26 protein-coding genes are annotated in these 23,241 nt (G+C 59.9%); 14 read left to right on the plus strand and 12 right to left on the minus strand.

Annotated elements, in window-relative coordinates; translation table 11 throughout:
* Positions 1–3: 3 nt before the first annotated feature.
* Positions 4–807, minus strand: coding sequence for an alpha/beta fold hydrolase (locus tag TK42_RS04040; protein WP_103733651.1), 804 nt, complete (start codon positions 805–807; stop codon positions 4–6).
* A 14-nt stretch (positions 808–821) separates the two neighbouring features.
* The gene (locus TK42_RS04045) at positions 822–1,745 is read right to left on the minus strand and encodes a LysR family transcriptional regulator (protein WP_005790234.1); all 924 of its coding nucleotides are present in this window, start codon (positions 1,743–1,745) and stop codon (positions 822–824) included.
* A gap of 49 nt (positions 1,746–1,794) precedes the next feature.
* On the opposite strand from TK42_RS04045, the gene TK42_RS04050 reads away from it, so the two are divergent.
* The 3 genes from TK42_RS04050 to TK42_RS04060 all read left to right on the plus strand — a co-directional run bounded on the left by TK42_RS04050 (position 1,795) and on the right by TK42_RS04060 (position 3,936).
* On the plus strand, positions 1,795–2,109 hold the full coding sequence (locus TK42_RS04050; RefSeq protein WP_032879985.1) for a hypothetical protein: 315 nt from the start codon (positions 1,795–1,797) through the stop codon (positions 2,107–2,109).
* A 151-nt stretch (positions 2,110–2,260) separates the two neighbouring features.
* Complete coding sequence (locus tag TK42_RS04055) at positions 2,261–2,860, plus strand: FMN-dependent NADH-azoreductase (protein WP_103733652.1); 600 nt, start codon at positions 2,261–2,263, stop codon at positions 2,858–2,860.
* Between the two features lie 203 nt (positions 2,861–3,063).
* A complete protein-coding gene (locus tag TK42_RS04060; protein ID WP_005790229.1) occupies positions 3,064–3,936 on the plus strand; it encodes a carboxylate/amino acid/amine transporter in 873 nt (290 codons plus the stop codon).
* Here the strand turns inward: TK42_RS04060 and TK42_RS04065 are convergent.
* Together TK42_RS04065 and TK42_RS04070 are read right to left on the minus strand one after the other, a co-directional pair.
* Complete coding sequence (locus TK42_RS04065; protein WP_103733653.1) at positions 3,890–4,921, minus strand: NADP-dependent oxidoreductase; 1,032 nt, start codon at positions 4,919–4,921, stop codon at positions 3,890–3,892. The two genes, TK42_RS04060 and TK42_RS04065, sit on opposite strands and share 47 nt — an antisense overlap.
* 63 nt (positions 4,922–4,984) lie before the next feature.
* Entirely contained in the window at positions 4,985–5,773 is a 789-nt protein-coding gene (locus TK42_RS04070) for an SDR family oxidoreductase (protein ID WP_103733654.1), read from the minus strand.
* Between the two features lie 127 nt (positions 5,774–5,900).
* Here TK42_RS04070 and TK42_RS04075 point away from each other — a divergent pair, with 127 nt between their 5' ends.
* Entirely contained in the window at positions 5,901–6,467 is a 567-nt protein-coding gene (locus TK42_RS04075; RefSeq protein ID WP_078822015.1) for a TetR/AcrR family transcriptional regulator, read from the plus strand.
* 16 nt (positions 6,468–6,483) lie between these two features.
* Here the strand turns inward: TK42_RS04075 and TK42_RS04080 are convergent, their stop codons facing one another.
* Positions 6,484–7,776, minus strand: a complete 1,293-nt coding sequence (locus TK42_RS04080; RefSeq protein WP_103733655.1) for a mechanosensitive ion channel family protein — start codon at positions 7,774–7,776, stop codon at positions 6,484–6,486.
* Between the two features lie 192 nt (positions 7,777–7,968).
* On the opposite strand from TK42_RS04080, the gene TK42_RS04085 reads away from it, so the two are divergent.
* Entirely contained in the window at positions 7,969–9,315 is a 1,347-nt protein-coding gene (locus TK42_RS04085; protein WP_005790219.1) for a DEAD/DEAH box helicase, read from the plus strand.
* A 47-nt stretch (positions 9,316–9,362) separates the two neighbouring features.
* Here the strand turns inward: TK42_RS04085 and TK42_RS04090 are convergent, their stop codons facing one another.
* Positions 9,363–9,638: a hypothetical protein gene (locus tag TK42_RS04090; RefSeq protein ID WP_032879994.1), complete on the minus strand. Its 276-nt coding sequence runs from the start codon at positions 9,636–9,638 to the stop codon at positions 9,363–9,365.
* Positions 9,639–9,792: 154 nt separating this feature from the next.
* Between TK42_RS04090 and TK42_RS04095 the strand changes: the two genes are divergently transcribed.
* Positions 9,793–10,194 (plus strand): transcriptional regulator, encoded by a 402-nt coding sequence (locus TK42_RS04095; RefSeq protein WP_103733656.1) that lies wholly within the window; start codon positions 9,793–9,795, stop codon positions 10,192–10,194.
* Positions 10,195–10,233: 39 nt separating this feature from the next.
* Here the strand turns inward: TK42_RS04095 and TK42_RS04100 are convergent, their stop codons facing one another.
* The 3 genes from TK42_RS04100 to TK42_RS04110 form a co-directional block, all read right to left on the minus strand.
* Complete coding sequence (locus tag TK42_RS04100) at positions 10,234–11,103, minus strand: DUF6279 family lipoprotein (RefSeq protein ID WP_103733657.1); 870 nt, start codon at positions 11,101–11,103, stop codon at positions 10,234–10,236.
* Between the two features lie 66 nt (positions 11,104–11,169).
* Positions 11,170–11,892 carry a TorF family putative porin gene (locus tag TK42_RS04105; RefSeq protein ID WP_078822001.1) on the minus strand — a complete coding sequence of 241 codons (723 nt, stop codon included), beginning with the start codon at positions 11,890–11,892 and terminating at the stop codon, positions 11,170–11,172.
* A 213-nt stretch (positions 11,893–12,105) separates the two neighbouring features.
* Positions 12,106–12,285, minus strand: coding sequence for a hypothetical protein (locus TK42_RS04110; protein WP_003193095.1), 180 nt, complete (start codon positions 12,283–12,285; stop codon positions 12,106–12,108).
* A gap of 322 nt (positions 12,286–12,607) precedes the next feature.
* On the opposite strand from TK42_RS04110, the gene TK42_RS04115 reads away from it, so the two are divergent.
* Positions 12,608–13,444: a S1 RNA-binding domain-containing protein gene (locus TK42_RS04115; protein WP_103733658.1), complete on the plus strand. Its 837-nt coding sequence runs from the start codon at positions 12,608–12,610 to the stop codon at positions 13,442–13,444.
* 112 nt (positions 13,445–13,556) lie between these two features.
* Positions 13,557–13,955, plus strand: a complete 399-nt coding sequence (locus TK42_RS04120; protein WP_032879998.1) for a DUF2177 family protein — start codon at positions 13,557–13,559, stop codon at positions 13,953–13,955.
* Here the strand turns inward: TK42_RS04120 and TK42_RS04125 are convergent.
* Entirely contained in the window at positions 13,899–15,077 is a 1,179-nt protein-coding gene (locus tag TK42_RS04125; protein WP_103733659.1) for an MFS transporter, read from the minus strand. The genes TK42_RS04120 and TK42_RS04125 overlap by 57 nt on opposite strands.
* Before the next feature lie 104 nt (positions 15,078–15,181).
* Here TK42_RS04125 and TK42_RS04130 point away from each other — a divergent pair, with 104 nt between their 5' ends.
* Positions 15,182–16,075, plus strand: coding sequence for a LysR family transcriptional regulator (locus tag TK42_RS04130; RefSeq protein ID WP_103733660.1), 894 nt, complete (start codon positions 15,182–15,184; stop codon positions 16,073–16,075).
* 141 nt (positions 16,076–16,216) lie between these two features.
* Positions 16,217–16,339, plus strand: coding sequence for a PA1414 family protein (locus tag TK42_RS27090; RefSeq protein WP_003193089.1), 123 nt, complete (start codon positions 16,217–16,219; stop codon positions 16,337–16,339).
* 187 nt (positions 16,340–16,526) lie between these two features.
* On the opposite strand, the gene TK42_RS04135 is transcribed toward TK42_RS27090, so the two are convergent.
* Together TK42_RS04135 and speB are read right to left on the minus strand one after the other, a co-directional pair.
* Positions 16,527–17,909, minus strand: a complete 1,383-nt coding sequence (locus tag TK42_RS04135; RefSeq protein ID WP_103733661.1) for a sodium:solute symporter — start codon at positions 17,907–17,909, stop codon at positions 16,527–16,529.
* A gap of 131 nt (positions 17,910–18,040) precedes the next feature.
* Complete coding sequence (speB, locus tag TK42_RS04140; RefSeq protein WP_103733662.1) at positions 18,041–18,991, minus strand: agmatinase; 951 nt, start codon at positions 18,989–18,991, stop codon at positions 18,041–18,043.
* Positions 18,992–19,140: 149 nt separating this feature from the next.
* Between speB and TK42_RS04145 the strand changes: the two genes are divergently transcribed.
* The 4 genes from TK42_RS04145 to rlmD all read left to right on the plus strand — a co-directional run bounded on the left by TK42_RS04145 (position 19,141) and on the right by rlmD (position 23,133).
* Entirely contained in the window at positions 19,141–20,034 is an 894-nt protein-coding gene (locus TK42_RS04145) for a LysR family transcriptional regulator (protein WP_005790200.1), read from the plus strand.
* A 7-nt stretch (positions 20,035–20,041) separates the two neighbouring features.
* Positions 20,042–20,647 (plus strand): tRNA-uridine aminocarboxypropyltransferase, encoded by a 606-nt coding sequence (locus tag TK42_RS04150; RefSeq protein ID WP_032880007.1) that lies wholly within the window; start codon positions 20,042–20,044, stop codon positions 20,645–20,647.
* Positions 20,648–20,878: 231 nt separating this feature from the next.
* Positions 20,879–21,781 (plus strand): cysteine synthase CysM, encoded by a 903-nt coding sequence (cysM, locus tag TK42_RS04155; protein ID WP_003193080.1) that lies wholly within the window; start codon positions 20,879–20,881, stop codon positions 21,779–21,781.
* A complete protein-coding gene (rlmD, locus tag TK42_RS04160; protein ID WP_103733663.1) occupies positions 21,781–23,133 on the plus strand; it encodes a 23S rRNA (uracil(1939)-C(5))-methyltransferase RlmD in 1,353 nt (450 codons plus the stop codon). The genes cysM and rlmD overlap by 1 nt, the downstream gene beginning before the upstream one ends.
* Positions 23,134–23,241 lie beyond the last annotated feature (108 nt).

Consider the following 23,241-nt stretch of genomic DNA (forward strand, 5'->3'; position numbering starts at 1 on the left):
GGGTCAGTGATCCTGGGTAGTGGTTTCGACTGTCTTTAGAAAATCGAGCAAGGTCGCGTTAAAGACTTCGGGTTGATCCAAGGGCGTGGCATGGCGGGAATCTTCGATCACCACCAGTCGCGCATCGGGCAGCAGTTTTACATAGATTTCTTTCTGCGCCACGGGGGTGTAGTCGTGGTCGGCGCTGATGACCAGGGTTGGACAGGTAATTCGCGAAAGTTGTTCCTGCACGCCCCAGCCCACAATCGCGTCGAAGCTGGCGAGATAAGCACGTTTGTCGTTGCTTGCCCAGCGTTCGGCCATCTTGCGGCGCAGGTCTGCCTGGGCAGGTTTGGGAAACAGTCGTTCGCCCAGGGCGTTGCCGATGGTGCGCAGGTTGAGTACGCGGGCCAGGGTCCAGCGTTTGGCCCACTGCCAATAGTCACCTGCGCTGCGCACCTTGACTTCGGGCGCGCTGTTGACGATGCACAGGCTTCTGACTCGCGCGGGGTCGTCCACCGCCAGTTGGAAGGCGATCATGCCGCCCATGGATAAACCCACAACGTGGGCGGGCGGCAGGTCCAGGTGCTCGATCAGGGCGAGCAGGTCGAACGTGAAGCCCTGGATGCTGTAGCGCTCGCGGGGCTTATCGGAGCGGCCATGCCCACGCACGTCGACCACGATCAGGCGATAGTGCCGAGCCAGTACCGGCACTTGCAGCTCCCAATCCTGGCTACTGGAGCCCAGGCCGTGGATCAGGATCAGCGGCGTGCCGTGGCCGTATTCCTCGTAGTGCAGGCTGCAGCCTTCGTGGTCGAACCAGGCCATGGATGAACTCCGTTTCAGGCTTGTCGGGGAGCGGCGAAAGGCGCGTCCAGGGGAGCGGTGTCAAACGTGCGCAGCAGCTCCACGAGAATCTGCGTCGCCGGCCCCAGGGGTTTGTCTTTGTTGGAGTAGAGATAGAACGTCGGGTGACGGCTGCCGCCTTGTTCCAGGGGCAGTTGCTTGAGTACACCTTCGGCCAGTTCGCGCTCGATCATGTGCCGTGGCAGCCAGGCAAAGCCCAGGCCGCTGCCCACGAAGGCGGCGGCGGTAGCCAGGCTGCCGACGGTCCAGCGCTGTTCGGCGCCCAGCCAACCCACGTCGCGCGGTTGCTGGCGGCCGGAGTCGCGGATGACCACCTGCATCTGGCTTTCCAGGTCCTGGAAACTCAGCTCGCGATTCATGCGGTGCAACGCATGTTCGGGGTGGGCCACGGCGATAAATTCCACATCGCTCATTTCGGTGCCCAGGTAACCGGGGATACTGAAACCGCAAATTGCCAGGTCGGCTACGCCTTCGATCAGCAGTTCTTCGACGCCGGACAACACCTCTTCACGCAAGCGCACGCGGCAGCCGCGACTTTGCGGCATAAACGCAGTCAGGGCGCGCACCAGGCGCGCATTGGGATAGGCCGCATCCACTACCAGGCGCACTTCGGCCTCCCATCCCTGTTCCATATGATGGGCAAGGTCCTCAAGTTGACTGGCGTTCTTCACCAACTGCCGGGAGCGACGCAGCAGCACTTCACCGGCCTCGGTCAGCACCGCCTTGCGCCCGTCGATGCGCAGCAGCGGCACGCCGAGTTGATCCTGCATACGAGCCACGGTGTAGCTCACCGAGGATTGCGAACGGTGCAGCGCTTCAGCCGCCTGGGCGAAGCCGCCATGGTCAACCACGGCCTGCAACGTGCGCCATTGATCGAGGGTAACGCGGGGCGCTTTCAACATGAGCTCCTCTTGTCCTAAGCTGGCGGTCCTTATTGGAGACTGCCGAATGAGAAAATTGTGTTGTGTGTTGCTGGCGCTGCTGCCGATGAGCGTATTTGCCTACCCTATCGACGTGACGAAAAAGATCGATGGCGTCAGCATTGATTACACCGCCTCCGACGTGGACGCAGACATCAGCTCGATTCAGCTGAACAACTACGGCACCCAGGATGCTGTGTGTTCGGTAATCTTCACCAACGGCCCGGAATCGCCGCGCCGTCGCACCGTGAGCGTGCCAGCAGGCAAAAGCACCAACACCACGGTCAAGTTCAACCGCTCCATCATCAAGATGCGCATTGCCTTGGACTGCAGCCCCAAATAAAGCGATAGCGGAGCCTTTCTACAGGAGTACTCCGCTTATAAACAAATTTATAGATGGGTTATAGCAGTTTTTTGCGCTTTTTTATCGAATGAGCCCTGGTTAATCTCTTCTCCATCGACTTACAACATTCACCGATGGAGCCTACATAGCCATGTCCAACGTTCTGATCATCGAAAGCAGTGCGCGCCAGCAGGATTCTATCTCTCGCCAGCTCACGCAACAGTTCATCAGCCAATGGCGGGCTGCCCACCCAGCCGATCAGATCACCGTGCGCGACGTGGCACTCAACCCGGTTCCACACCTGGACGCCAACCTCCTTGGCGGCTGGATGAAACCTGAAGATCAGCGTAACGACAGCGAGCAGGTATCCCTGGAGCGTTCCAACGCATTGACCGACGAATTGCTCGCCGCCGATGTGTTGGTAATGGCTGCACCGATGTACAACTTCGCCATCCCCAGCACCCTCAAAGCCTGGCTGGATCACGTCCTGCGCGCCGGCGTAACGTTCAAGTACACCGCCACCGGGCCGCAGGGCTTGCTGACCGGCAAACGTGCCATTGTGCTGACCGCCCGTGGCGGCATTCACACCGGGGCCACCTCGGACCACCAGGAACCCTACCTGCGCCAGGTGATGGCCTTTATCGGCATTCACGACGTGACCTTCATTCACGCCGAAGGGGTGAACCTGAGCAGCGATTTTCAGGAAAAAGGCATCAACCATGCCAAAGCCCTGCTCGCACAGGTGGCGTGATCCGTTAATCGCCAGATAATCGCGGGCTGTTTATATAACGCCACGCCAACCCTTCAAGTACGCGTATCGAACCTCCCTTTGCACTTGTTGCTCCTGAGTGCTCCTGCCCGACTGCCGCTTTAGCGAGGTCGGGTTTTTTTTGCCTTGAGTTTCTTCAAGGCTGGAAAAGCTTTAATGTCGCGCCCATTCGAAACGAGGCGCGCATGGGCTATTTACTGGTTGTCACCCTGATTCAGGCATTTTCCTTCAGCTTGATCGGCGAATACCTCGCCGGTCACGTCGACAGCTACTTCGCAGTGCTGGTGCGCGTGGTGCTGGCCGGGCTGATCTTTATCCCGCTGACGCGCTGGCGCTCGGTGGAGCCTGCGTTCATGCGCGGCATGTTGGTGATCGGTGCATTGCAGTTCGGTGTGACCTACGTATGCCTGTACTTGAGCTTTCGCGTGCTGACGGTGCCGGAAGTGCTGCTGTTCACCATCCTCACACCGCTGCATGTGACCCTGATCGAGGACGCGCTTAATCGGCGCTTCAATCCTTGGGCACTGGTCGCGGCCCTGGTGGCGGTGGGCGGTGCGGCGGTGATTCGTTTCGATCAGATCACCCCGCACTTCCTGATGGGATTCTTGCTGCTGCAATTGGCCAACTTCACCTACGCCGCCGGGCAAGTCATGTACAAGCATCTGGTGGCGCGTTATCCCAGTGACCAACCGCACTTCCGGCGTTTCGGTTATTTCTACCTGGGCGCCTTGCTGGTGGTGTTGCCGGCGTTCCTGCTGTTCGGCAAGGCTGACTTCTTGCCGCAAGCGCCGCTGCAATGGGGCGTGCTGGTGTTCCTTGGTTTGGTCAGCACCGCGCTGGGCATGTACTGGTGGAACAAGGGCGCCTGTCTGGTCAATGGCGGTACCCTGGCGGTGATGAACAACCTGCATGTACCGGTGGGGCTGCTGTTGAACCTGCTGATCTGGAATCAGCATGAGCCGCTGGGCCGACTGGCCCTGGGCGGCCTGGTGATTCTGGGCGCGGTGTGGATCAGTCGGCTCGGCGCACGCCAGGCGCGGGCGGCGCTGTCATCGTGATCACCACTTTGCCTTTGGCGCGGCCTTGTTCGACATAGCTCAGGGCTTGGGCTGTGGACTCGAAAGGGAAGGTGCGGTCGATCACCGGCTTGATAATGCCGGCTTCCACCAGCGCGGTCAGTTCATCCAATTGGGCGCCGCTGGCGCGCATGAAGAGGAAGTCATAACGCACGCCTTGTTTGCGCGCTTTGCGGCGTATACCGCTGCTCAACACACCCATGACCAGGCCCAATAGCCACGACAGCTGCTGCTCGCGAGCAAACGCCTGCGTCGGTGGCCCGGAGATGGAGATGAGTTGACCGCCCGGTTTGAGAATGTCGAGTGACTTTGCCAGTGCGTCCGGACCGAGACTGTTCAAGACGACGTCATAATCATTGAGCAGGGTTTCGAAGTTTTGCTGCTTGTAGTCGATCACTAGATCGGCACCCAGTGCCTTGACCCACTCGACATTGGCGGTGCTGGTCGTCGTTGCGACAAATGCGCCCAAATGCTTGGCAAGCTGGATGGCGATACTGCCGACTCCGCCGGAACCGGCATGAATGAAGACCTTCTGGCCTTTTTTCAGCCTCGCTGTTTCAACCAGTACTTGCCATGCCGTCAATGCGACCAGAGGCAGGGCGGCGGCTTGCTCCATCGTGATGTTTGCAGGTTTGCGTGCCAGTGCGTCCTCGCGTACCGCAATCAGCTCGGCGAACGTGCCGATACGCTGCTGTGGAGGGCGGCCATACACTTCGTCACCCGGCTTGAAGCGTCGCACCGCGGCCCCGACGCTGAGTACCACGCCAGCCAGGTCATTGCCCAGTATCAACGGCAATGCATACGGCAGAATCAGTTTGAATTCGCCCTTGGCGATTTTTGCATCCAGAACGTTGACGCTGCTGGCATGTACTTGAACCAGCACGTCATGCTCACCCACCACTGGTGTTGGCGCTTCGGTGATGCGACCGGTCTGTTTGCCGTAACGTTCGATGGAAAATGCCTTCATGGTTCAACGCTCATCGCTTCGAGAGGAAGGGCAGGCGCATAGAGCGCGCCTGCAACAGGTTGATCAGGCTTGGGTCAGGTACCGCTCGGCAACCTCGGACTGCTTGATCTGCGACAGCAAGCCTTGTCGGGCTGCCTGCAAGGCATCCCAGCGTGCGCCGTCCTGCAAGGGCGGGATGGTCACGGGCTCACGACGGTCGAAACCGACCAGCGCCGCATCCACCAGGTCACCTACTTCCATCACGTCCGTGAGGGTGTTGATGTCAATGCCTGCCCGGTCCCAGATCTCGGTACGCGTAGCGGCCGGTAGCACGGCTTGTACATAGACACCTTTGGCGCCCAACTCCAGGCTCATGCCCTGGGACAGGAACAGTACGAATGCTTTGGTCGCGCCATATACGGTCATGCCGAACTCCGGCGCCAGGCCCACCACCGAGCCAATGTTGATGATAGCGCCATTCCCGGCTGCCGCCAGGCGTGGGGCAATGGCGCTGGCAAGCCGTACCAGCGCCGTGGTGTTGAGCGCGACCAATTGAGCGACGCTGTCGGTGGACTGTTCGATGAAGCTGCCGGACTGTGCGGCACCGGCATTGTTGACCAGCGTACCGATGCTGGAATCTTCGCGCAGACGTGCTTCGACCGCTGCCAGGTCAGCGATCTGGGTCAGGTCAGCGGGGAGGATATCAACCGTGATGGCGTGCTCTTCACGCAGACGTGCAGCGAGCGCTTCCAGGCGCTTGGTATCGCGGGCGACCAGAACCAGGTCGTGACCACGCTGGGCAAAACGTTCGGCGTAGGCGGCACCAATGCCGGTCGAGGCGCCAGTGATGAGAACGGTCTTGGAAGTGCTCATGGTGTGATGCTCAGTGAGTGCAGGGAGGTTTTATGATGTCGATCATAATCAAAGCTGTCAACGGTTTTGATTATGATCGACATCATAGTAAGATCCCTCTATCGCAGGGCAGCAGGAGCGCATAGAAATGAAGATCACCAAGACGCAATCACAGAACAATCGAGCGCATATCGTCGCAACGGCTTCCGCGCTGTTTCGTGAACGTGGTTTCGATGGGGTGGGTGTGGCCGAATTGATGGCTGCCGCTGGTTTTACCCAGGGCGGCTTCTACAAGCACTTCGGCTCCAAGGCGGATTTGATGGCAGAAGCGGCCGCCAATGGCCTGGCGCAGTCGCTCGCCAGCAGCGTGGAGATGGAGGCGGGGGAGTTTTTCGAGGTTTACCTGTCCAGGCAGCACCGCGATCATCGCGGCGGCGGGTGCACGTTGGCGGCGTTGTGTGCAGACGCTGCGCGTCAATCGGACACGCTTAAGGAGACTTTCGCCAACGGGCTGGAAAACACGCTGCAAGCCCTGGAGGCAAAGTACAACACGACGCAGGACGAGCCACAGCAAGACGTGCGCGCGAAAATGCTCAACAGGATGGCCCATGCCATTGGCGCAATCATGTTATCGCGGGCGTGCCCGGATGATTCCGCTTTGGCTGATGAAGTGCTTGAGGTTTGCCGCCAGGAGATTACGGCATCACTGCCGTAATCCCGTTCGGATCACTTCACGCCGTTTCGATGGCGGGTAGTTGCGCGGCCCCGGCCAACGCCGGCAATACGCCGGCGCGGAGGTCGTTGCCACTCGGCTGCTGATACAGGCTCAGCCCGAACTCCGGCAACACTGCCAGTAGATAATCGAAAATATCCCCCTGGATCCGCTCGTAATCCGCCCACGCGGTGGTGCGGGTAAAGCAGTAGATCTCCAGCGGCACGCCCTGGGCGGTGGTTTGCATCTGGCGCACCATGCAGGTCATGTTCGGCTGGATGTCCGGGTGGCTTTGCAGATACGCCAGGGCATAGGCGCGGAACGTGCCGAGGTTGGTCATGCGCCGGCGGTTGGCCGACAGTTGCGCGCTGTGGCCCTGGGCCTCGTTCCAGGCCTTGAGTTCGGCCTGTTTGCGACCGATGTAGCCGGTGAGCAGGTGCACCTGGGTCATGCGCACTTCTTCGTCATCGCGCAAAAAGCGCACGCCGCTGGCATCGATATACAGGCTGCGCTTGATGCGCCGCCCGCCGGAGGCCTGCATACCGCGCCAGTTCTTGAACGACTCGGACATCAGGCGCCAGGTCGGGATGGAAACGATGGTTTTGTCGAAATTCTGCACCTTGACCGTATGCAGGGTGATGTCCACCACATCGCCGTCGGCGCCGACCTGGGGCATTTCGATCCAGTCGCCGACCCGCAGCATGTCGTTGCTGGTCAATTGCACACTGGCGACGAACGACAGCAGCGTGTCCTTGTACACCAACAGAATCACCGCCGACATCGCACCCAGGCCCGACAGCAGCAGTAGCGGCGAACGGTCGATCAGGGTGGCGACGATGATGATTGCGCCAAACACGAACAACACCATTTTTGCCAACTGCACATAACCCTTGATCGAGCGGGTGCGTGCGTGTTCGGTGCGTGCGTAGATATCCAGCAGCGCATTGAGCAGGGCACTCATGGCCAGCACCATAAACAGAATGGTGATCGCCAGGGCCACATTGCCGATAAACAGAATGGCGGTCTTGCTCAGGTCAGGTACCAGGTACAGGCCGAACTGGATCACCAGGGACGGCGTCATTTGCGCCAGCCGATGGAAGACTTTGTTATGTCGCAGATCGTTCAGCCAGTGCAGGGCCGGTTGCCGGCCAAGCAATTTGACCGCGTGCAGGATGAGGTAACGCGCTACCCGTCCAACCAGCAATGCCACCACCAGCAGCACCAGCAAGCCGAGGCTGGAATGCAGGACCGGGTGTTCATCGAGGGCGCCCCAAAGGTCTTGGACGTTGAGCCAGAGCTGTTTGATATCCATGAGTGAACCGATTCTTCTGTAAGACAACACGGGGCGATTAGAGCATTTAAGTGCAACAAAGTTGACGCTCTGGACAAAATCGCTCACAAAAAAGCAGCTGATTAGCCCTGTTCGCGTAAAGAAACTCGGTTTGGCCGCCCGAAACCGGTAACCTATGGCGCTGATATTTTGTATTTCTTCGAGGTAGCACCCGTGTTTTCCCAATTCGCCCTGCACGAACGCCTGCTCAAAGCCGTGGCCGAGCTTAAATTTGTCGAGCCTACGCCTGTGCAAGCAGCGGCCATCCCGCTCGCGCTCCAAGGGCGTGACCTGCGGGTGACGGCTCAAACCGGCAGCGGCAAGACCGCCGCTTTCGTCTTGCCGGTTCTGAATCGTCTGATTGGCCCGGCCAAGGTCCGCGTCAGCATCAAGACCCTGATCCTGCTGCCGACCCGTGAGCTGGCCCAGCAGACCCTCAAGGAAGTCGAGCGCTTCTCGCAATTCACCTTCATCAAGTCCGGCATCATTACCGGCGGCGAAGACTTCAAGGTCCAGGCTGCCATGCTGCGCAAGGTGCCGGACATCCTGATCGGTACCCCGGGGCGCATGATCGAGCAACTCAACGCCGGCAACCTCGACCTCAAGGAAGTCGAAGTACTGGTGCTCGACGAAGCCGACCGTATGCTCGACATGGGCTTTGCCGATGACGTGCAGCGCCTGGTTGCTGAATGCGTCAATCGCCAGCAGACCATGTTGTTCTCCGCCACCACCGGCGGTTCAACCCTGCGCGACATGGTTGCCAAGGTGCTGAACAACCCTGAGCACTTGCAGGTCAACAACGTCAGTGACCTGAACGCCACCACGCGTCAGCAGATCGTGACCGCTGACCATAACGTGCACAAAGAACAGATCCTCAACTGGTTGCTGGCCAACGAGACCTACCAGAAGGCCATCGTGTTCACCAACACCCGTGCCGCCGCCGACCGTATCTACGGGCGTCTGGTCGCGCAGGAATACAAGGCGTTCGTGCTGCACGGCGAGAAAGACCAGAAGGACCGCAAGCTGGCCATCGACCGCCTCAAGGCTGGCGGCGTGAAGATCCTGGTAGCCACCGACGTCGCTGCGCGTGGCCTGGACGTTGATGGCCTGGATCTGGTGATCAACTTCGACATGCCCCGCAGCGGCGACGAATACGTGCACCGTATCGGCCGTACCGGGCGTGCCGGCAACGATGGCCTGGCCATCTCGCTGATCTGCCACGGCGACTGGAACCTGATGTCGAGCATTGAACGCTACCTCAAGCAGTCGTTCGAGCGCCGTACCATCAAGGAAGTCAAAGGCACTTACACCGGGCCGAAGAAGGTCAAGGCGTCGGGCAAGGCCGTTGGCGTGAAGAAGAAAAAGACTGACGCCAAGGGCGACAAAAAGAAAACCGGCGCCAAATCGCCGACCAAGCGCAAGATCGCCAACCGGCCGAAGACCGACAACCTGTCGCTCGTCAGCAAGGATGGCATGGCGCCGCTCAAGCGCCGCAAGCCAGAAGCACCGGCTGCCGAATAAGCAGCCAGGCAGAAAAAAACCGGACAATGTCCGGTTTTTTTTCGCCATCAGTTTTTGGCTTTGGAGGCGGCTTCTTTCAGTTCTTTGAGCCGGGCGTCGATCAGTTGGCATTTGTCGGGAAACTCGGCGCTTTCGGTGTCCAGGTCCATTTTCTGCAACTGGGCATTCATCTCCTTGGCTTTCTGGGGATTCTGCTCCGTTAGCTGGGTCACTTGCTTGGCCAGTTCTTCGCGTTTGGCCGTGGCCTCTTCAGGCGTGCAAGCCCAGGCGGGCAGGGCGCTTAACAATGTGGCGGCAATCGCCAGGTTCATCAGGGTTTTCATGGTCGGACCTCCTTGGCGGTATAGGCAGTTGAGGCGGCGAACGTCTGGAAAGTTCAGAGAAATGACGCCCGTCTATCCGGGTGAACGGCCAGTGCCCCCACGTGTCACTACCTATGACGGGCTAATTTTTCATCGGCCTGCAGGAGGAATCAGGATGACGACTTACAACTGGGATCTGATCGAACGTCTGCTGCACGAAGTGCAGAACGGCGAGGGCAGCTTCGCCCCGCGTAAATACGCCGAGCAGGAAGCCGCTGATAAGGCTGCGGCTGGCGAGGACACCGGGAACCTGGATGCGCTGAAAAAAACCGCTGCGGATTACGAGGCGTTGTTGTTCAAGCGCGGGTTTATTGAGTCGCGTCCCGAAGAGGAAGGCGGCAATGGTGAAAACTTCATCTTGACTGAGCGGGGTGCAAGTCTGCTGGCGTTGATCGACAGCTCGATTCCTGGCAATGAGCACCCCCGTCAAGTGATGGACGAGCAGGAGGACGCGCTGGAGGAGGCGACCTTCGATCAAGTCTCTTCCAAAGCTGCGATTGCCGGTGGCTCTATCTAACCCCTGAATCCAATGTGGGTGGGAGCCCTGCTCCCCTCCCTATTGATTTGCGCCGGCCTTGAGGCATTTAAGCGCTTTGAAATCGCCTCGTACGCCGTCGATTTTTTGCCTCAGCTTCTGACGTTGTTGCTCGGTGCTCTCAGCCATCAGGTCCACGATCAGACTGCGCGCCGCCGCTTCGGTCTGGGCATAGGCAGCGCGGTATTCAGGCGTCCATAGGCTCTCCCTGTCCACCAGCAAACGTTGCATTTTCTGCGGGAAGTCGGCGTCGTGGCGGTGTTCAACGGCCTCGATAAACTGCGCCTGCCAATGGGCGCGGTTGCCGATCCACGCCTGGTTCTGTTCGCCCAAAGCGTTGGACCACGCCGTTACACGGTTTTGCTGGCTAGCGCTTAGCGGGCCGATCCAGGCATCCAGGCGCTTGCTCATGCGCTGGGCGCGTTCCTTGATCTGCTGGGCCAGCGGCGGTTTGAGGTATTCATCCTGGCGTTTGCGCAGGTCTTTGGCCAGGGCGTCGCTCATGTCCTTGACCTGTTGATCATCCAGACCCTGCAGCAACTGCACGGCGGACGGGGTGATCTCCCGCGCGATCTCGGCAATCGCCTGCTTGGCTTCCACGGTTCGGGTTTGCAGCGCGGCGTCAGTGATTTGCTGGCTGTCGACCATCTGCTGCAGGTGGTCCAGCCAGTCCAGGTAGCCCGGTAATTGCGTGGTGCAATGCCAGGCCAGGTGTTCCTTGAGGGTGTCGTTGAACCAGCTCTTCTGCCCGGCATTCATGTCCAGGTAGTCGTTGAGGGTCCAGGGGATGATCACGTCGAGATTACGGTAGGCCAGGCCCACGCGATTGCAGCCGGCGAGCACCAGGCTCAGGGTCAGCAGTACCACCAGGAGTTTGAGCCGGCGCAACATGGGCGAGTCCTTGCACGGATGGGATTAATGCATGTGAACCTGCGCGGGGTGCGACAGTTCAGCCCATCAATAAAACGGCCGGACGGCCTTCAAGGTCAACAGGCCGTCGCATTGCGAGTTGTGTCCGGAGTAGGCCGAGCACTCTCCGCCGCTGAGGCTGGAGTCGCTGTAGATCAGATCCAGGTCGATGCCTTTCCAGGCCCGGGAGAATTGCACCGACCAGTCGCTGAAACTGCTGATGGCGCCGTTTTCCACCGACACCGGTGTGCCCAATTGGTGGGTGGTGTATTTCATGCTGACGCCGATACCGAAGGGCTGGGTGCCGCCGAGGTCGGCGAACAGGGTGCTGTCCTGGCGGTCGGGGTCGTTGCTGAAGGACACGCCGAAGCGGTTGCCCAACAGATTCAGGCCGCCGTAGAACTCCTGGCTGTCGAGGGGGCTGACCTTGGGATAGCTGTAGTGAATCAAGCCCACTTCATAGCCCAGGGTCTGGTCGAAAGGGCGTTTGAAACCCAGGTAGGAGTCAACTTCGAGATTGTTGGCCGACGACAGGCCCATATTCGGTGAAAACTGGCCGAAATACAGGCCGCTGTCGTGGGTAAGGTCCAGGCCACCGTGGAATGAGTCACTGCCAGGGGAGGTGGGCTTGACCAGGCCCTGGGCCATGCTACGGCTGGGGGTGGTGCCCAATTTCAGGTCGAAGTCACCCAACTCGCGCTGGAAAATTTGCGCTTCGGCCAAGGGGCTGGCGACCAGGATACTGACCAGGAAAATACAGCGTTTAAGCATGCTTCACTCCATGAAAAGCGAGGAGCAGTAACGGATGGGTTCGAGCAGATGCCCGTGCTAGACGTGTGCAAGGATACCGGCGAATGCCAGGCATTGAGGCCCGTTCGTCGATTAGCTTGATATTGAAGGGTGTACGAGGGTGTTTCCAACTCTAGTCCTAGCGCCTTGAAGGCAAGACGCTTAGGGACCAGATGCAGTGCGCGGGTAGGACGATTACTTCTTGCCCAGGCTGATCTGCTTGGACGGGCCGAAAGTCTGGCCGCTCACGCCCTTGGCAATTTGCTGGATTTCGCCGCCGGACTTGAGGAAAGCAGCAATCTGGCTGTTGATCGATTCGCTGGTTTCAACGGCGGGAGCTGGCTTTGCTTTGCTGTTGGATGCTTTTACACGCATGGCGGCCACTAACCTGTAGAGAATTAACTTGGCCAGGCATCGTACAGGAAATACTTGACAATTGCTTGGCAAATATCCCCTGAGAATATAGGCCAGGCTGGGAAAGAGCCCAGGTTTAATGATGAAATAAGCCGCTAACTTACTGTTTTAGCTCGAAACCATGGGCGTGTGCGAGGTTGGCGGCCCGGAAAAATTCAACCGATTGATCAGACGAGCGGGGCGATGCCAATAGAACGCCATGCCAGCCCGCGATTTTTCAGGCGCGCGCGCGTGCAGGGCCCAACTCGGGTAGAATGCCGCCCACGCAATGAGGGTATTGGAAATGGCTTTAGTCGGGCGCTACAACAGCTTGCAAGTGGTCAAGCACACTAACTTTGGTTTGTACCTCGATGGTGCGCAAGATGGGGAAATCCTCTTGCCTAATCGGTATATCCCTAAAGATATTCCCAGTGAAGATGAAGACTGGCTCAATGTTTTCATTTACTTGGACAGCGATGACAAACTTATCGCCACCACTGAAAAACCCAAAGTTCAAGTCGGCGAATTTGCCAGTTTGAAAGTTGTGGAAGTCAACAGTATCGGGGTGTTCCTCGACTGGGGCCTGCCAAAGGATCTGCTGCTGCCGTATTCGGAAGAAAAGCGCCAGCTGACGGCGGGTGAATATTGCGTGGTGCACGTCTACCTCGACAAGCACACCAAGCGCATCACCGCCACCGCACGTCTTGACCGTTACCTGGACAAGACGCCAGCCAACTACCAGGTGGGCCAGGAAGTCGATCTGTTGGTGGCTGAAGCCACGGACATGGGCTTCAAGGCAATCATCAACAACAAGCACTGGGGCCTGATCCACAAGAACGAAGTGTTCAAGTTCCTGCGCCCGGGCAAGGAAGAAAAAGGCTTCATCAAGGAGATTCGCGCCGATGGCAACATCAGCCTGAGCCTGCAACCGGTCGGCCAGGAAGCGGCCTCCAGCCTCAACTCCGAGATCCTCGCCAAGTTGCGTGACAACAACGGCACCCTGCCGGTCAGCGACAAAAGCGATCCGGCGGTGATCAGCAACTTGTTCGGCGTCAGCAAAGGCAACTTTAAAAAGGCCATTGGTGCGCTCTACAAGCAAGGCCAGATCGTGATTCACGCCGACCGCATTGAACTAAGCTGATCGCGCCTGGCTCTCTGTAGGAGCGAGCTTGCTCGCGAAAATATTCCACGCGCAGTGTGGCGTCGGATGTACGTTTTTCGCGAGCAAGCTCGCTCCTACAAAGGCTCGTGTCATGTCCAAGAGACCGCTCTTCGCCTACCTCGGCACCTTGCTCGCCTTCCTGGTCCTCGACGGCCTCTGGCTCGGCGTGTTGATGGGCCCCACCTACAAATCCCTGCTCGGCCCGCTGATGCTTGATCAGCCGCGCCTTTTGCCTGCGGTGTTGTTCTATTTGCTGTATGTCCTCGGTTGTGTGGTGTTCGTGGTCTTGCCCAGTGCCAGTTGGCAACGTGCTGCGCGGTTGGGCGCACTGCTGGGCCTGGTGGCCTATGGCACTTATGATTTGAGCAATTGGGCCACGCTTCAGGGCTGGTCCGCCGGGCTCGCGGTGATGGACATGGCGTGGGGCACCTGTTTAACCGCCCTGTGCTGCACCGTCGGCCACCTGTGTGCACGGCGTGTGCATCGGTAGTTGGCGGTTGATCAAGACCGAGCCTGCCACCAACAACCCGGCACCGGCGACGATCAACGCCGGGTGCAGACCACCACTGAGGTGACTGCTCATCGAGGCCAGTAGCGGACCGCTCAGTTGGCCGATGGCAAAGCTGGCGGTCAGTAGCCCTGTGCTGCGTTGGTAGCCGTTGGGTGCAACCTCGCGCAGGCGCGCCATTACCAGTTGCATGCAGGCCAGGAAGGGCGCGCCGCACAACAACACGCCCAGCGCAAGGCCCCAACCGTTACCGAGCAGGCAGGCGAAGACCCCGGCCGCTTGCAGCCACAAGGTCACGATCAGCCATCGGCGCGTGGTGTCCGGGCTCTTGCGGCGCAGACTTGCCACCACCACACCTACAGCGGCAGCCAGGCCGAAGCAGGGCCAGAACAGATCGGCCTGCCAGGCTCCGTTGAACTGTGCGTTGGCCATCTGCGACAGAAAGGTCGCGGGGATGATGTAGCCCAGGCCGAACAGGAAATAGATCCAGCACAGATGCGCGATGCTGCCGTTGTTGCTTGCACGGGTTTCAGCAGGCGCCGTGAGGGTTGGCTTGGGTAAAAAGGGCAGGATCGCCAGCAGCATCACCAGGGCAACGATGCCGTAGACCAGCCACAGAATGGCGGAGCCTTGCCCCAGCAAGTTCGAGCCCAGCGCCAGCAGCCCCGTCAGCGCAATCCCAAGTCCCGGCCCGGCAAATACCAGCGCACCCAGACGCGGCCGGCCGGCGGCGATCGCCAGCGGCTGGCTCAGGCTGGTAATCATCACCAGAGCCCAGGCGCTGGCCACGCCGGTTCCGAAGCGCAACAGCAAGTGCGGCCAGAACCCATGGGCCCAGTACGACGCCAGCGTCAGCAGGACGCAGAGCCACAACCCGCCATAAAGGCGGCCGCGTACATGATGATGGCTGCGAGCAAAGATCGAATCCACCGCGCCCACAAAGTAGCCCAAGTAATTGGCGGCCGCGATCAGCCCGGCATCCGCCAGGTCGACCTGACCTTCGCTGAGTAAATGCGGCATTTGCGGGGTCAGGGCGAAGCGGCCAATGCCCATGGCCATCATCAGGGCGATAAAGCTGGCGAGTAAACGAATCTGCGGTGACATGCTTAGGTTTCCTACAGGAAAGCGAATGACTTGTAGGCTAAGGCGGATTGACTTTCTGTAAAATTGAATAATAGTGAGTAACTTGTTCAGTTTTGGAGAAAGGTATGGAGTTCAGTCAATTGCGGATTTTCCAGGCCGTGGCGGAAGAGGGCTCCATCACCCGCGCCGCTGAACGTTTGCACCGCGTGCCATCGAACTTGTCGACCCGCCTCAAGCAGATGGAGGAGCAACTGGGAGTCGAGCTGTTTGTGCGTGAGCGCCAGCGGTTGCAGCTTTCTCCTGCGGGTAAAGTGCTGCTGGACTACAGCACTCGGCTGCTGGCGCTGCATGACGAAGCTCACGGCGCCGTACAAGGCGGGCAACCGGCTGGTGATTTTGTGCTGGGCAGCATGTACAGCACCGCCGCGGTGCATTTGCCCAAGCTGCTGGCGCGCTATCACAGGACTTACCCCATGGTGAACCTGCAAGTGCAGTCGGCGCCCAGCGGGGAGCTGCTGGAAGGTTTGATTACCGGACGGCTGGACGCAGCGTTTGTGGACGGTCCGCTGACCATCGCGACCCTGGATGGCGTACCGCTGTGCGAAGAGCGCCTGGTATTGATTTGCGAAGCCGATCACCCACCGGTGCGCGGGCCCCAGGACGTTGCCGGGCGATCTGTGTTCACGTTCCGACGCAGCTGCGCCTATCGCACGCGCCTGGAAACCTGGTTTTCCCACGAGCATGTGGCCATGGGGCGGGCTATCGAGATCGAGTCCTATCAAGGGATGCTCGCGTGTGTGATCGCCGGTTCGGGGGTGGCGTTGATGTCGCAATCGATGCTCGACAGCCTGCCAGGCAAGGACAGCGTGTCCGTTCATCCGCTGACCGGGCCTTTTGCCACTGCGACCACTTGGCTGATGTGGCGAAAGGGTATGCTCGGCGCTAACCTCAATGCATGGATCGACCTGCAGCACGAAGGCAGCCCGGCAAGCCTGGCAGATACGCGCGCCATCGCTTGAGCGATTCGTCAGGATTGGATCAATCCAGTAATAGTTAGTTGTGGTTTCGTTCAAGCATTACCTAGGACTTAGGGCTACTATCTCTGTAGGAAACGGCGACAAAACTCACGCCGACCAGCACTACCCTCAAAGGGGGCAACCATGAAAGAGAAAATCCAGAACTGGCTCCACGATCTTGGCGTTGCGCTGGGCTTGATCGAGCCCCCGCTGCAACCGGTGCCGATCCGCACGGACGATGAGCAGCGCCGGCCCCGTCGCCGCTGAGTATCAGGCCCAAACAATATGGGAAATGTGGGAGCGGACTTGCTCGCGAATACGGTGCATCAGCCAGTAAATGGTTGAATGACACACCGCCTTCGCGAGCAAGCCCGCTCCCACAATTATTTTGTGCAGCGCAAAAAACGGGTGCGAACACCGACGTCGCACCCGCTGAAGAAATTATCCTAATAGCTCAAGCCGCCCGAGCCGCCACGGTATCCGGTTTGCGCGACAACATACTCACCAGCACAAAACTCACCAGGGCTACCGCCAGGCTGCAGTAAATCGGTGTGTTTGCATCCAACCCATCCTTGAACATAAACACCAGCGCGGTTACGAAACCCAGCGCCATGGACGTGATCGCGCCCGAGGTGGTGGCTCGCTTCCAGAATATCGCGCCAATCAGAGGTACCAACATACCGCCCACCAACAGGTTATAGGCCAGGGTCAGCGCGCTGATCACGTCATTCACCACCAGTGCGATGCCCAATACGGCAACACCGGTCATCAGGGTGAACACGCGGTTGATGCCCAGGCTCGATTGCTTGCCACCGCGCAGCCGTGGCAGCAGGTCTTCGGTCAACACGGTGGACGCAGCGAGCAGGCCGGCGCTGGCGGTGGACATCATCGCCGCCAGGGCAGCCGCAATCACCAGGCCACGAATACCGTCCGGTAACGAGGCTTTGACGATGGCGGCAAAGGCATTGTTGACGTTATCCAGGTCCGGGATCAGCACGTGAGCCGCCATGCCAATCAGGGCGCAGGCCAGGCCGTAGAGAATGCAGTAGAAACCGGCGAAAGTGCCCGCGTACTGGGCGACCTTTTCATCACGGGCGGTGAATACTCGCTGCCAGATATCCTGGCCGATCAGGATGCCGAAGAAGTAGATCATGAAGTAAGTGATGATCGTGTCCCAACCGATCGCGGTAAAGCTGAAGTTCGACGCCGGCAGCTTGGCCACCAGTTCATCCCAGCCGCCGACGCGGTACAGGCAGATCGGCAGCAGGATGAACATCAGGCCGACGGTCTTGATCACAAATTGCACGATATCGGTCAGGGTCAGCGACCACATGCCACCGATGGTTGAATACACCACCACCACACCGCCGCCTACCAGCACCGACATCCAGAACGGCAAGTCGAACAGCACTTGCAATACGGTGCCGATTGCCAGGATCGAGGTCACGCCGATCATCAGTGCATAGGCCAGCATGATCACAGCGCTGGCCTGGCGCGCCATGGGGTTGTAGCGTTTTTCCAGGACCTGGGTCACGGTGAAGATTTTCAGCTTCAGCAGCGGCTTGGCCAGGAACAGGTTCAGCGCAATGATCCCGGCGCCCAGCGCGGCGCACAGCCAGAAACCTGAAATGCCGTGCACATAACCCAAGCGCACGGTGCCGACGGTGGAGGCGCCGCCCAATACCGTGGCGGCCATGGTGCCCATGTACAGCGATGGGCCGAGGTTACGGCCCGCCACCAGATAGTCTTCGTGGGTTTTGGCGCGGCGCATACCGTAGTAGCCAAGCACGAGCATACCGGCGGCGTAGATGAGTACGACGAATAAATCCAAAGCCATGACGGTGATTCTCCGATTATCTTTTTTATGGGCGATCAAGCGGCAGCCGGCTCGGTCAACACGCGAGCGAAGGTCAGGTATATCGTTGGACGGGGATCTGCGCGATCCCCTTGATTGTTATCGTGAAGGCATCAGCGATGCGCGACGCCAGGCAATACGCAGAGCATCTCGTACAGCAAGTTGGCGCCCAGCAGCGAGGTGTTGCCGGTGGTGTCATAGGGCGGCGAAACTTCCACCAGATCACAACCAATCAGGTCCAGGCCCTGGCAGCCACGGATGATCTCGATCGCCTGGATGGTGGTCAGCCCGCCGATTTCCGGGGTGCCGGTGCCGGGTGCCCAGGCGGGATCGATGCCGTCGATATCGAAGCTGAGGTACACCGGGCCGCCGCCGACTTTCTCCCGCACTTGGGCCATCAACGGGGCCAGGGAGTGGTGCCAGCATTCTTCGGCCTGGACCACGCGAAAGCCTTGCTTGCGGCTCCAGTTGAAGTCTTCGGCGGTGTAGCCCTGGGCACGCAGGCCGATCTGCACCACGCGGTCGCAATCGAGCAACCCTTCTTCCACGGCGCGGCGGAAGGTGGTGCCGTGGGCGATTTTTTCGCCGAACATATGGTCGTTGACGTCGGCATGGGCATCGATGTGCACCAGCCCGACCTTGCCGTGTTTCTTGTGGATCGCCCGCAGGATCGGCAGGGTGATGGTGTGGTCGCCGCCCAGGGTCAGGGGGATCACGTCGTGCTCGAGGATTTCATCGTAGGTCTCTTCGATGATGCGCACGGCGTCGAGCAGGTTGAAGGTGTTGATCGCCACGTCGCCGATGTCGGCCACTGACAGTGAGTCGAACGGTGCCGCCCCGGTGGCCATGTTGTAGGGGCGGATCATCACCGACTCGGCGCGGATTTCCCGAGGCCCGAAGCGTGTGCCGGCGCGCAGCGAGGTGCCGATATCCAGGGGCACGCCGATAAAGGCAGCGTCCAGACCCTTGGCCGTTTGCAGGTGGGGAAGGCGCATCATGGTGGCGATGCCGGCGAAGCGCGGCATTTCGTTGCCGCCCAGTGGTTGGTGGAAAATCTTGTCCACGGGATTGCCTCATCGTTGTTTTGTTTATTGATGGCCGATTCTGCGAAAAGCCCGGGGCAGGAAGAATCGGCAGGGGCAAATACTTAGTTCAGATTTTTCTAAACTAATGCAGGGAGGTAGACTGCATGCATCCCTGTCCGGAACCGACCATGGCCAACGCCTTGCCCGACCTGAAACTCCTGCGCATCTTCGTCAGCGTCGTGCGCCACCAGGGGTTCGCCAATGCCCAGCACGAACTCAACCTGTCGACGTCGGCCATCAGCACGTATATGAGCCAACTCGAATCCGCGCTGGGCCTGGTGCTGTGCCATCGAGGACGTGGCGGTTTCAGCCTGACCAGCAAAGGCGAGCTGTTTCATCAGGAAACCCTGCGCCTGTTGGGCGAGCTCGAGGGCTTCGAGCAATACGCCGCCGCGCTCAAAGGCGAGTTGCGCGGCACGCTCAAGCTGGGCGTGCTTGATTCCACCGTCAGCGACAAGGCCCTGCCATTCGCCGAAGTGATTGGCGCCTACAGCCTGGAACATCCGGCGGTTCACCTGAATCTGTCGGTGATGAGCCCCTACGAACTGCAACTGGGCGTACAGGACAACCGCCTGGACCTGGCAATCGGTGCGTTCTCCAACCGTATGAGCGGGCTGATCTATATGCCGCTGTACCGCGAACAGCACTGGCTGTATTGCAGCAACCGGCACCCGCTGTTCAGCGAGCGGCGTATTCCCGAACAGGTCATCACTCAGCAACGTATGGTCGGCCGCGGCTACTGGAGCCAGGCCGAACTGGCGCGCCACGGCTTCAAACACAGCGCCGCGACCGTGGAAAGTATGGAAGCGCAGTTGATCCTGGTATTGTCCGGCGCCTACATCGGTTACCTGCCCGAACACTACGCCCAGGCCTGGGCCGACAAGGGTGACCTGCGCGTGTTACTGCCGGCGACCTTCGGCTACCAGGCGCCGTTCTCGATGATCATGCGCCGTGGTCGTAGCCGTGAACCGCTGATCCAGACCTTCCGCGACTTGCTCAAGACCCAGCTTAACCAGGCCTGAAAAAACCATGTCCAGACCCCAATGCCCGCAATGCTTGCGCCCGACCACTCATTGCCTCTGTGCACTGATCCCGACCCTCGACAGCCGCACTCGCGTGTTGCTGTTGCAGCACCCGAGCGAGGTCGGCCATGCGCTCAATACCGCGAGGTTGGCGGCGTTGGGCTTGAATAATGCGCAGTTGGTGGTGGGGGAGGTGTTTGATGATCTGGCGACGTTATTAAACCCGCCTGGTTATCGGGCGCGGCTGTTGTTTCCGGCGGATGACGCCGAGCCGCTGCGCGCTTATGCACCTGACGATCAGCCATTGTTATTGGTGGTTCCCGATGGCACCTGGCGCAAGGCGCGCAAGCTGTTGCACCTCAACCCTTTGCTGGCGGCGTTGCCCCGGGTGACATTGGCCCTAGGCGGCGTTTCCCGCTATCGCTTGCGCAAGGCGCCGGGGCCTGGTGCCTTGTCGACGGTTGAAGCAATCACGCAAGCGTTGCAGGTATTGGAAGCTCCACTATCGTTCGAGCCGCTGCTCAAACCCTTTGAAGCGCTGATCGAAGGGCAGATTGCTGCGATGGGGGATGAGGTATTCCAGAGAAATCATGGTGAAGGGCAGAAGGATTAGCAGGTTTGACGAGGCGCGCCCATCGGGAGCAAGCCCCCTCCCACAGTCGATCGCGTTCCTGCATAAAAATGCGGTCCGATGTGGGAGGGGGCTTGCCCCCGATGGAGCCCTCACAGTCAACACTTTAATGGCTTATGCCTTTAAGCCATAAGCACCGCACTTTGCGTGATATGGCCCGCCGGCCTTTCCCGGTATGATGTCCGCCCCCGCAGTCTGGATTGCGAATACGCCATGACCTTGCAGTACCCCACAATCGCCGATTGCGTCGGCAACACGCCCCTGGTCCGCTTGCAACGCATGGCGGGTGAAACCAGCAATACCCTGTTGCTCAAACTCGAAGGCAACAACCCGGCCGGCTCCGTCAAGGACCGCCCGGCGCTGTCGATGATCGCCCGCGCCGAGTTGCGCGGGCAGATCAAGCCAGGCGACACCCTGATTGAAGCCACCTCGGGTAACACCGGGATCGCCCTGGCCATGGCCGCCGCGATCAAAGGCTACAAGATGGTGCTGATCATGCCCGACAACGGCAGTGCCGAGCGCAAGGCGGCGATGACCGCTTACGGTGCCCAGCTGATCCTGGTCACCCAGGAAGAAGGCATGGAAGGCGCCCGTGACCTCGCCGAGCGTATGGCCGCCGAAGGCCGTGGCGTGGTGCTGGACCAGTTCGCCAACGGTGACAATCCCGAGGCGCACTACACCAGCACCGGCCCGGAAATCTGGCGCCAGACCCAGGGCACCATTACCCATTTCGTCAGTTCCATGGGCACCACCGGCACCATCATGGGCAACTCGCGCTACCTGAAGGAGCAGAACCCTGCGATCCAGATCGTCGGTCTGCAACCGATGGAAGGCGCGGCCATCCCCGGTATCCGCCGCTGGCCCGAAGAGTACTTGCCGAAGATCTACAACGCGACGCGAGTAGACCGCATCATCGACATGGCCCAGCGCGAAGCCGAAGACACTACGCGCCGTCTGGCCCGTGAAGAAGGCATCTTCTGCGGCGTGTCCTCCGGCGGCGCTGTGGCCGGTATGTTGCGCTTGTCCAAAGAAGTGGAAAACGCGGTGATCGTCGCGATCATCTGTGACCGAGGCGACCGCTACCTGTCGACCGGCATCTTCGACGAACCCAACTGATGGCCAAGCACGAGAGAGGCCTGCGCTTCCAGCCGACAGGCGGCAGCCGGGCCCCGCAGATCCCGGTGGGCAAGAAACAGCGCCTGACCATCGAGCGCCTGGCCAATGATGGCCGTGGCATTGTGTTCTTTGAAGGCCGCACCTGGTTTGTGAATGGTGCGCTGGCCGGCGAAGAAGTCGAAGCGCGGGTGTTGGGCGCCCACGGCAAAGTGGTTGAGGCCCGCACCGAGCGGGTGTTCAAGGCCAGTGAGCCACGGCGCCCGGCACCCTGCGCCCACGTTGGCCGCTGCGGCGGTTGCAGCGTGCAGCATCTGCCCCATGATCAGCAACTTGCCCTGAAACAGCGCATGCTCGCCGAGCAGTTGTCGCGGGTGGCAGGTGTCGAACCGCAAGAGTGGGCGCCGCCGTTGAGCGGGCCGGAGTTCGGTTACCGGCGTCGCGCCCGTGTGGCCGTACGTTGGGACGCCAAGGCGAAGAAACTCGAAGTGGGTTTTCGCGCCGTGGCCAGTCAGGACATCGTCGCTATCGACGATTGCCCGGTGCTGGTACAAGCCTTGCAACCGATCATGCAGCGCTTGCCGAATATGCTGCGTCGCCTGAGCAAACCGCAGGCGCTGGGGCATGTGGAGCTGTTCAGTGGTTCGTCCATCGCCGTTTTGCTGCGGCATATGGCACCGCTGTCCGAAGCAGACCTGCTGATCCTTAAAGAATTCTGTACCTTCCATGAGGCCCAATTGTGGCTGCATGGCGAGGGCCAGCCGGAACCTGCCGAGCCCGACCAGGCCCTGGGGTTTCGCCTGGATGCGTGGAATCTGGAACTGGCTTACCGGCCGGGAGATTTTGTGCAGGTCAACGCCGGGGTCAATCAGGCGATGGTTGCCCAGGCATTGGAGTGGCTGGCGCCACAAGCCGACGAACGGGTGCTGGACCTGTTTTGCGGCCTTGGCAACTTCGCCTTGCCGCTGGCGCGCCAGGTGCGCGAAGTGGTGGCGGTAGAGGGTGTGCAGACCATGGTGGACCGTGCGGCACTCAATGCCGCGAGCAACCATTTGCCTAACGTGCAGTTCTTTCAGGCCGACCTGTCTCAGCCTTTGACTGACGCGCCATGGGCCAAACAGGGCTTTTCTGCGGTACTCTTGGACCCACCCCGCGATGGTGCCCAAGAGGTTGTGCGCAAGCTCGCCACCCTTGGAGCCAAGCGCCTGGTGTATGTGTCCTGTAACCCAGCTACGCTGGCGCGGGACACGGTTGAGTTGGTCAAGCAAGGCTACCGGCTAAAGCGTGCCGGGATTCTCGACATGTTTCCGCAGACTGCGCATGTCGAGGCCATGGCGTTATTTGAAGCGGGCTAGGATGCCCGTTTAATCCGACTGGCCTGCGTTCTCCAAGGCCTTGGTACTGCTACGGAGCTCGCAGTAAAAGTCGGCGATGATTTTGGCGCATCAAAGGTGCGTCGTAGG

The organism is Pseudomonas sp. GZJR-8 (assembly GCF_002916705.1).
Taxonomy (GTDB): Bacteria; Pseudomonadota; Gammaproteobacteria; order Pseudomonadales; family Pseudomonadaceae; genus Aquipseudomonas; species Aquipseudomonas synxantha_A.

Excerpts from the sequence above, each read along its gene's own strand:
- TK42_RS04120 (WP_032879998.1), top strand. The coding sequence starts at position 13,557 with ATGTCCAAGAGACCGCTCTTCGCCTACCTCGGCACCTTGCTCGCCTTC.
- rlmD (WP_103733663.1), top strand. The coding sequence starts at position 21,781 with ATGGCCAAGCACGAGAGAGGCCTGCGCTTCCAGCCGACAGGCGGCAGC.
- TK42_RS04110 (WP_003193095.1), bottom strand. The coding sequence starts at position 12,285 with ATGCGTGTAAAAGCATCCAACAGCAAAGCAAAGCCAGCTCCCGCCGTT.
- TK42_RS04080 (WP_103733655.1), bottom strand. The coding sequence starts at position 7,776 with ATGGATATCAAACAGCTCTGGCTCAACGTCCAAGACCTTTGGGGCGCC.
- TK42_RS04100 (WP_103733657.1), bottom strand. The coding sequence starts at position 11,103 with ATGTTGCGCCGGCTCAAACTCCTGGTGGTACTGCTGACCCTGAGCCTG.
- TK42_RS04105 (WP_078822001.1), bottom strand. The coding sequence starts at position 11,892 with ATGCTTAAACGCTGTATTTTCCTGGTCAGTATCCTGGTCGCCAGCCCC.
- TK42_RS04095 (WP_103733656.1), top strand. The coding sequence starts at position 9,793 with ATGACGACTTACAACTGGGATCTGATCGAACGTCTGCTGCACGAAGTG.
- TK42_RS04055 (WP_103733652.1), top strand. The coding sequence starts at position 2,261 with ATGTCCAACGTTCTGATCATCGAAAGCAGTGCGCGCCAGCAGGATTCT.
- TK42_RS04150 (WP_032880007.1), top strand. The coding sequence starts at position 20,042 with ATGTCCAGACCCCAATGCCCGCAATGCTTGCGCCCGACCACTCATTGC.
- TK42_RS04065 (WP_103733653.1), bottom strand. The coding sequence starts at position 4,921 with ATGAAGGCATTTTCCATCGAACGTTACGGCAAACAGACCGGTCGCATC.
- TK42_RS04040 (WP_103733651.1), bottom strand. The coding sequence starts at position 807 with ATGGCCTGGTTCGACCACGAAGGCTGCAGCCTGCACTACGAGGAATAC.
- TK42_RS04070 (WP_103733654.1), bottom strand. The coding sequence starts at position 5,773 with ATGAGCACTTCCAAGACCGTTCTCATCACTGGCGCCTCGACCGGCATT.
- TK42_RS04125 (WP_103733659.1), bottom strand. The coding sequence starts at position 15,077 with ATGTCACCGCAGATTCGTTTACTCGCCAGCTTTATCGCCCTGATGATG.
- TK42_RS04075 (WP_078822015.1), top strand. The coding sequence starts at position 5,901 with ATGAAGATCACCAAGACGCAATCACAGAACAATCGAGCGCATATCGTC.
- TK42_RS04050 (WP_032879985.1), top strand. The coding sequence starts at position 1,795 with ATGAGAAAATTGTGTTGTGTGTTGCTGGCGCTGCTGCCGATGAGCGTA.
- TK42_RS04115 (WP_103733658.1), top strand. The coding sequence starts at position 12,608 with ATGGCTTTAGTCGGGCGCTACAACAGCTTGCAAGTGGTCAAGCACACT.
- TK42_RS27090 (WP_003193089.1), top strand. The coding sequence starts at position 16,217 with ATGAAAGAGAAAATCCAGAACTGGCTCCACGATCTTGGCGTTGCGCTG.
- TK42_RS04090 (WP_032879994.1), bottom strand. The coding sequence starts at position 9,638 with ATGAAAACCCTGATGAACCTGGCGATTGCCGCCACATTGTTAAGCGCC.
- cysM (WP_003193080.1), top strand. The coding sequence starts at position 20,879 with ATGACCTTGCAGTACCCCACAATCGCCGATTGCGTCGGCAACACGCCC.
- TK42_RS04060 (WP_005790229.1), top strand. The coding sequence starts at position 3,064 with ATGGGCTATTTACTGGTTGTCACCCTGATTCAGGCATTTTCCTTCAGC.
- TK42_RS04130 (WP_103733660.1), top strand. The coding sequence starts at position 15,182 with ATGGAGTTCAGTCAATTGCGGATTTTCCAGGCCGTGGCGGAAGAGGGC.
- TK42_RS04135 (WP_103733661.1), bottom strand. The coding sequence starts at position 17,909 with ATGGCTTTGGATTTATTCGTCGTACTCATCTACGCCGCCGGTATGCTC.
- TK42_RS04145 (WP_005790200.1), top strand. The coding sequence starts at position 19,141 with ATGGCCAACGCCTTGCCCGACCTGAAACTCCTGCGCATCTTCGTCAGC.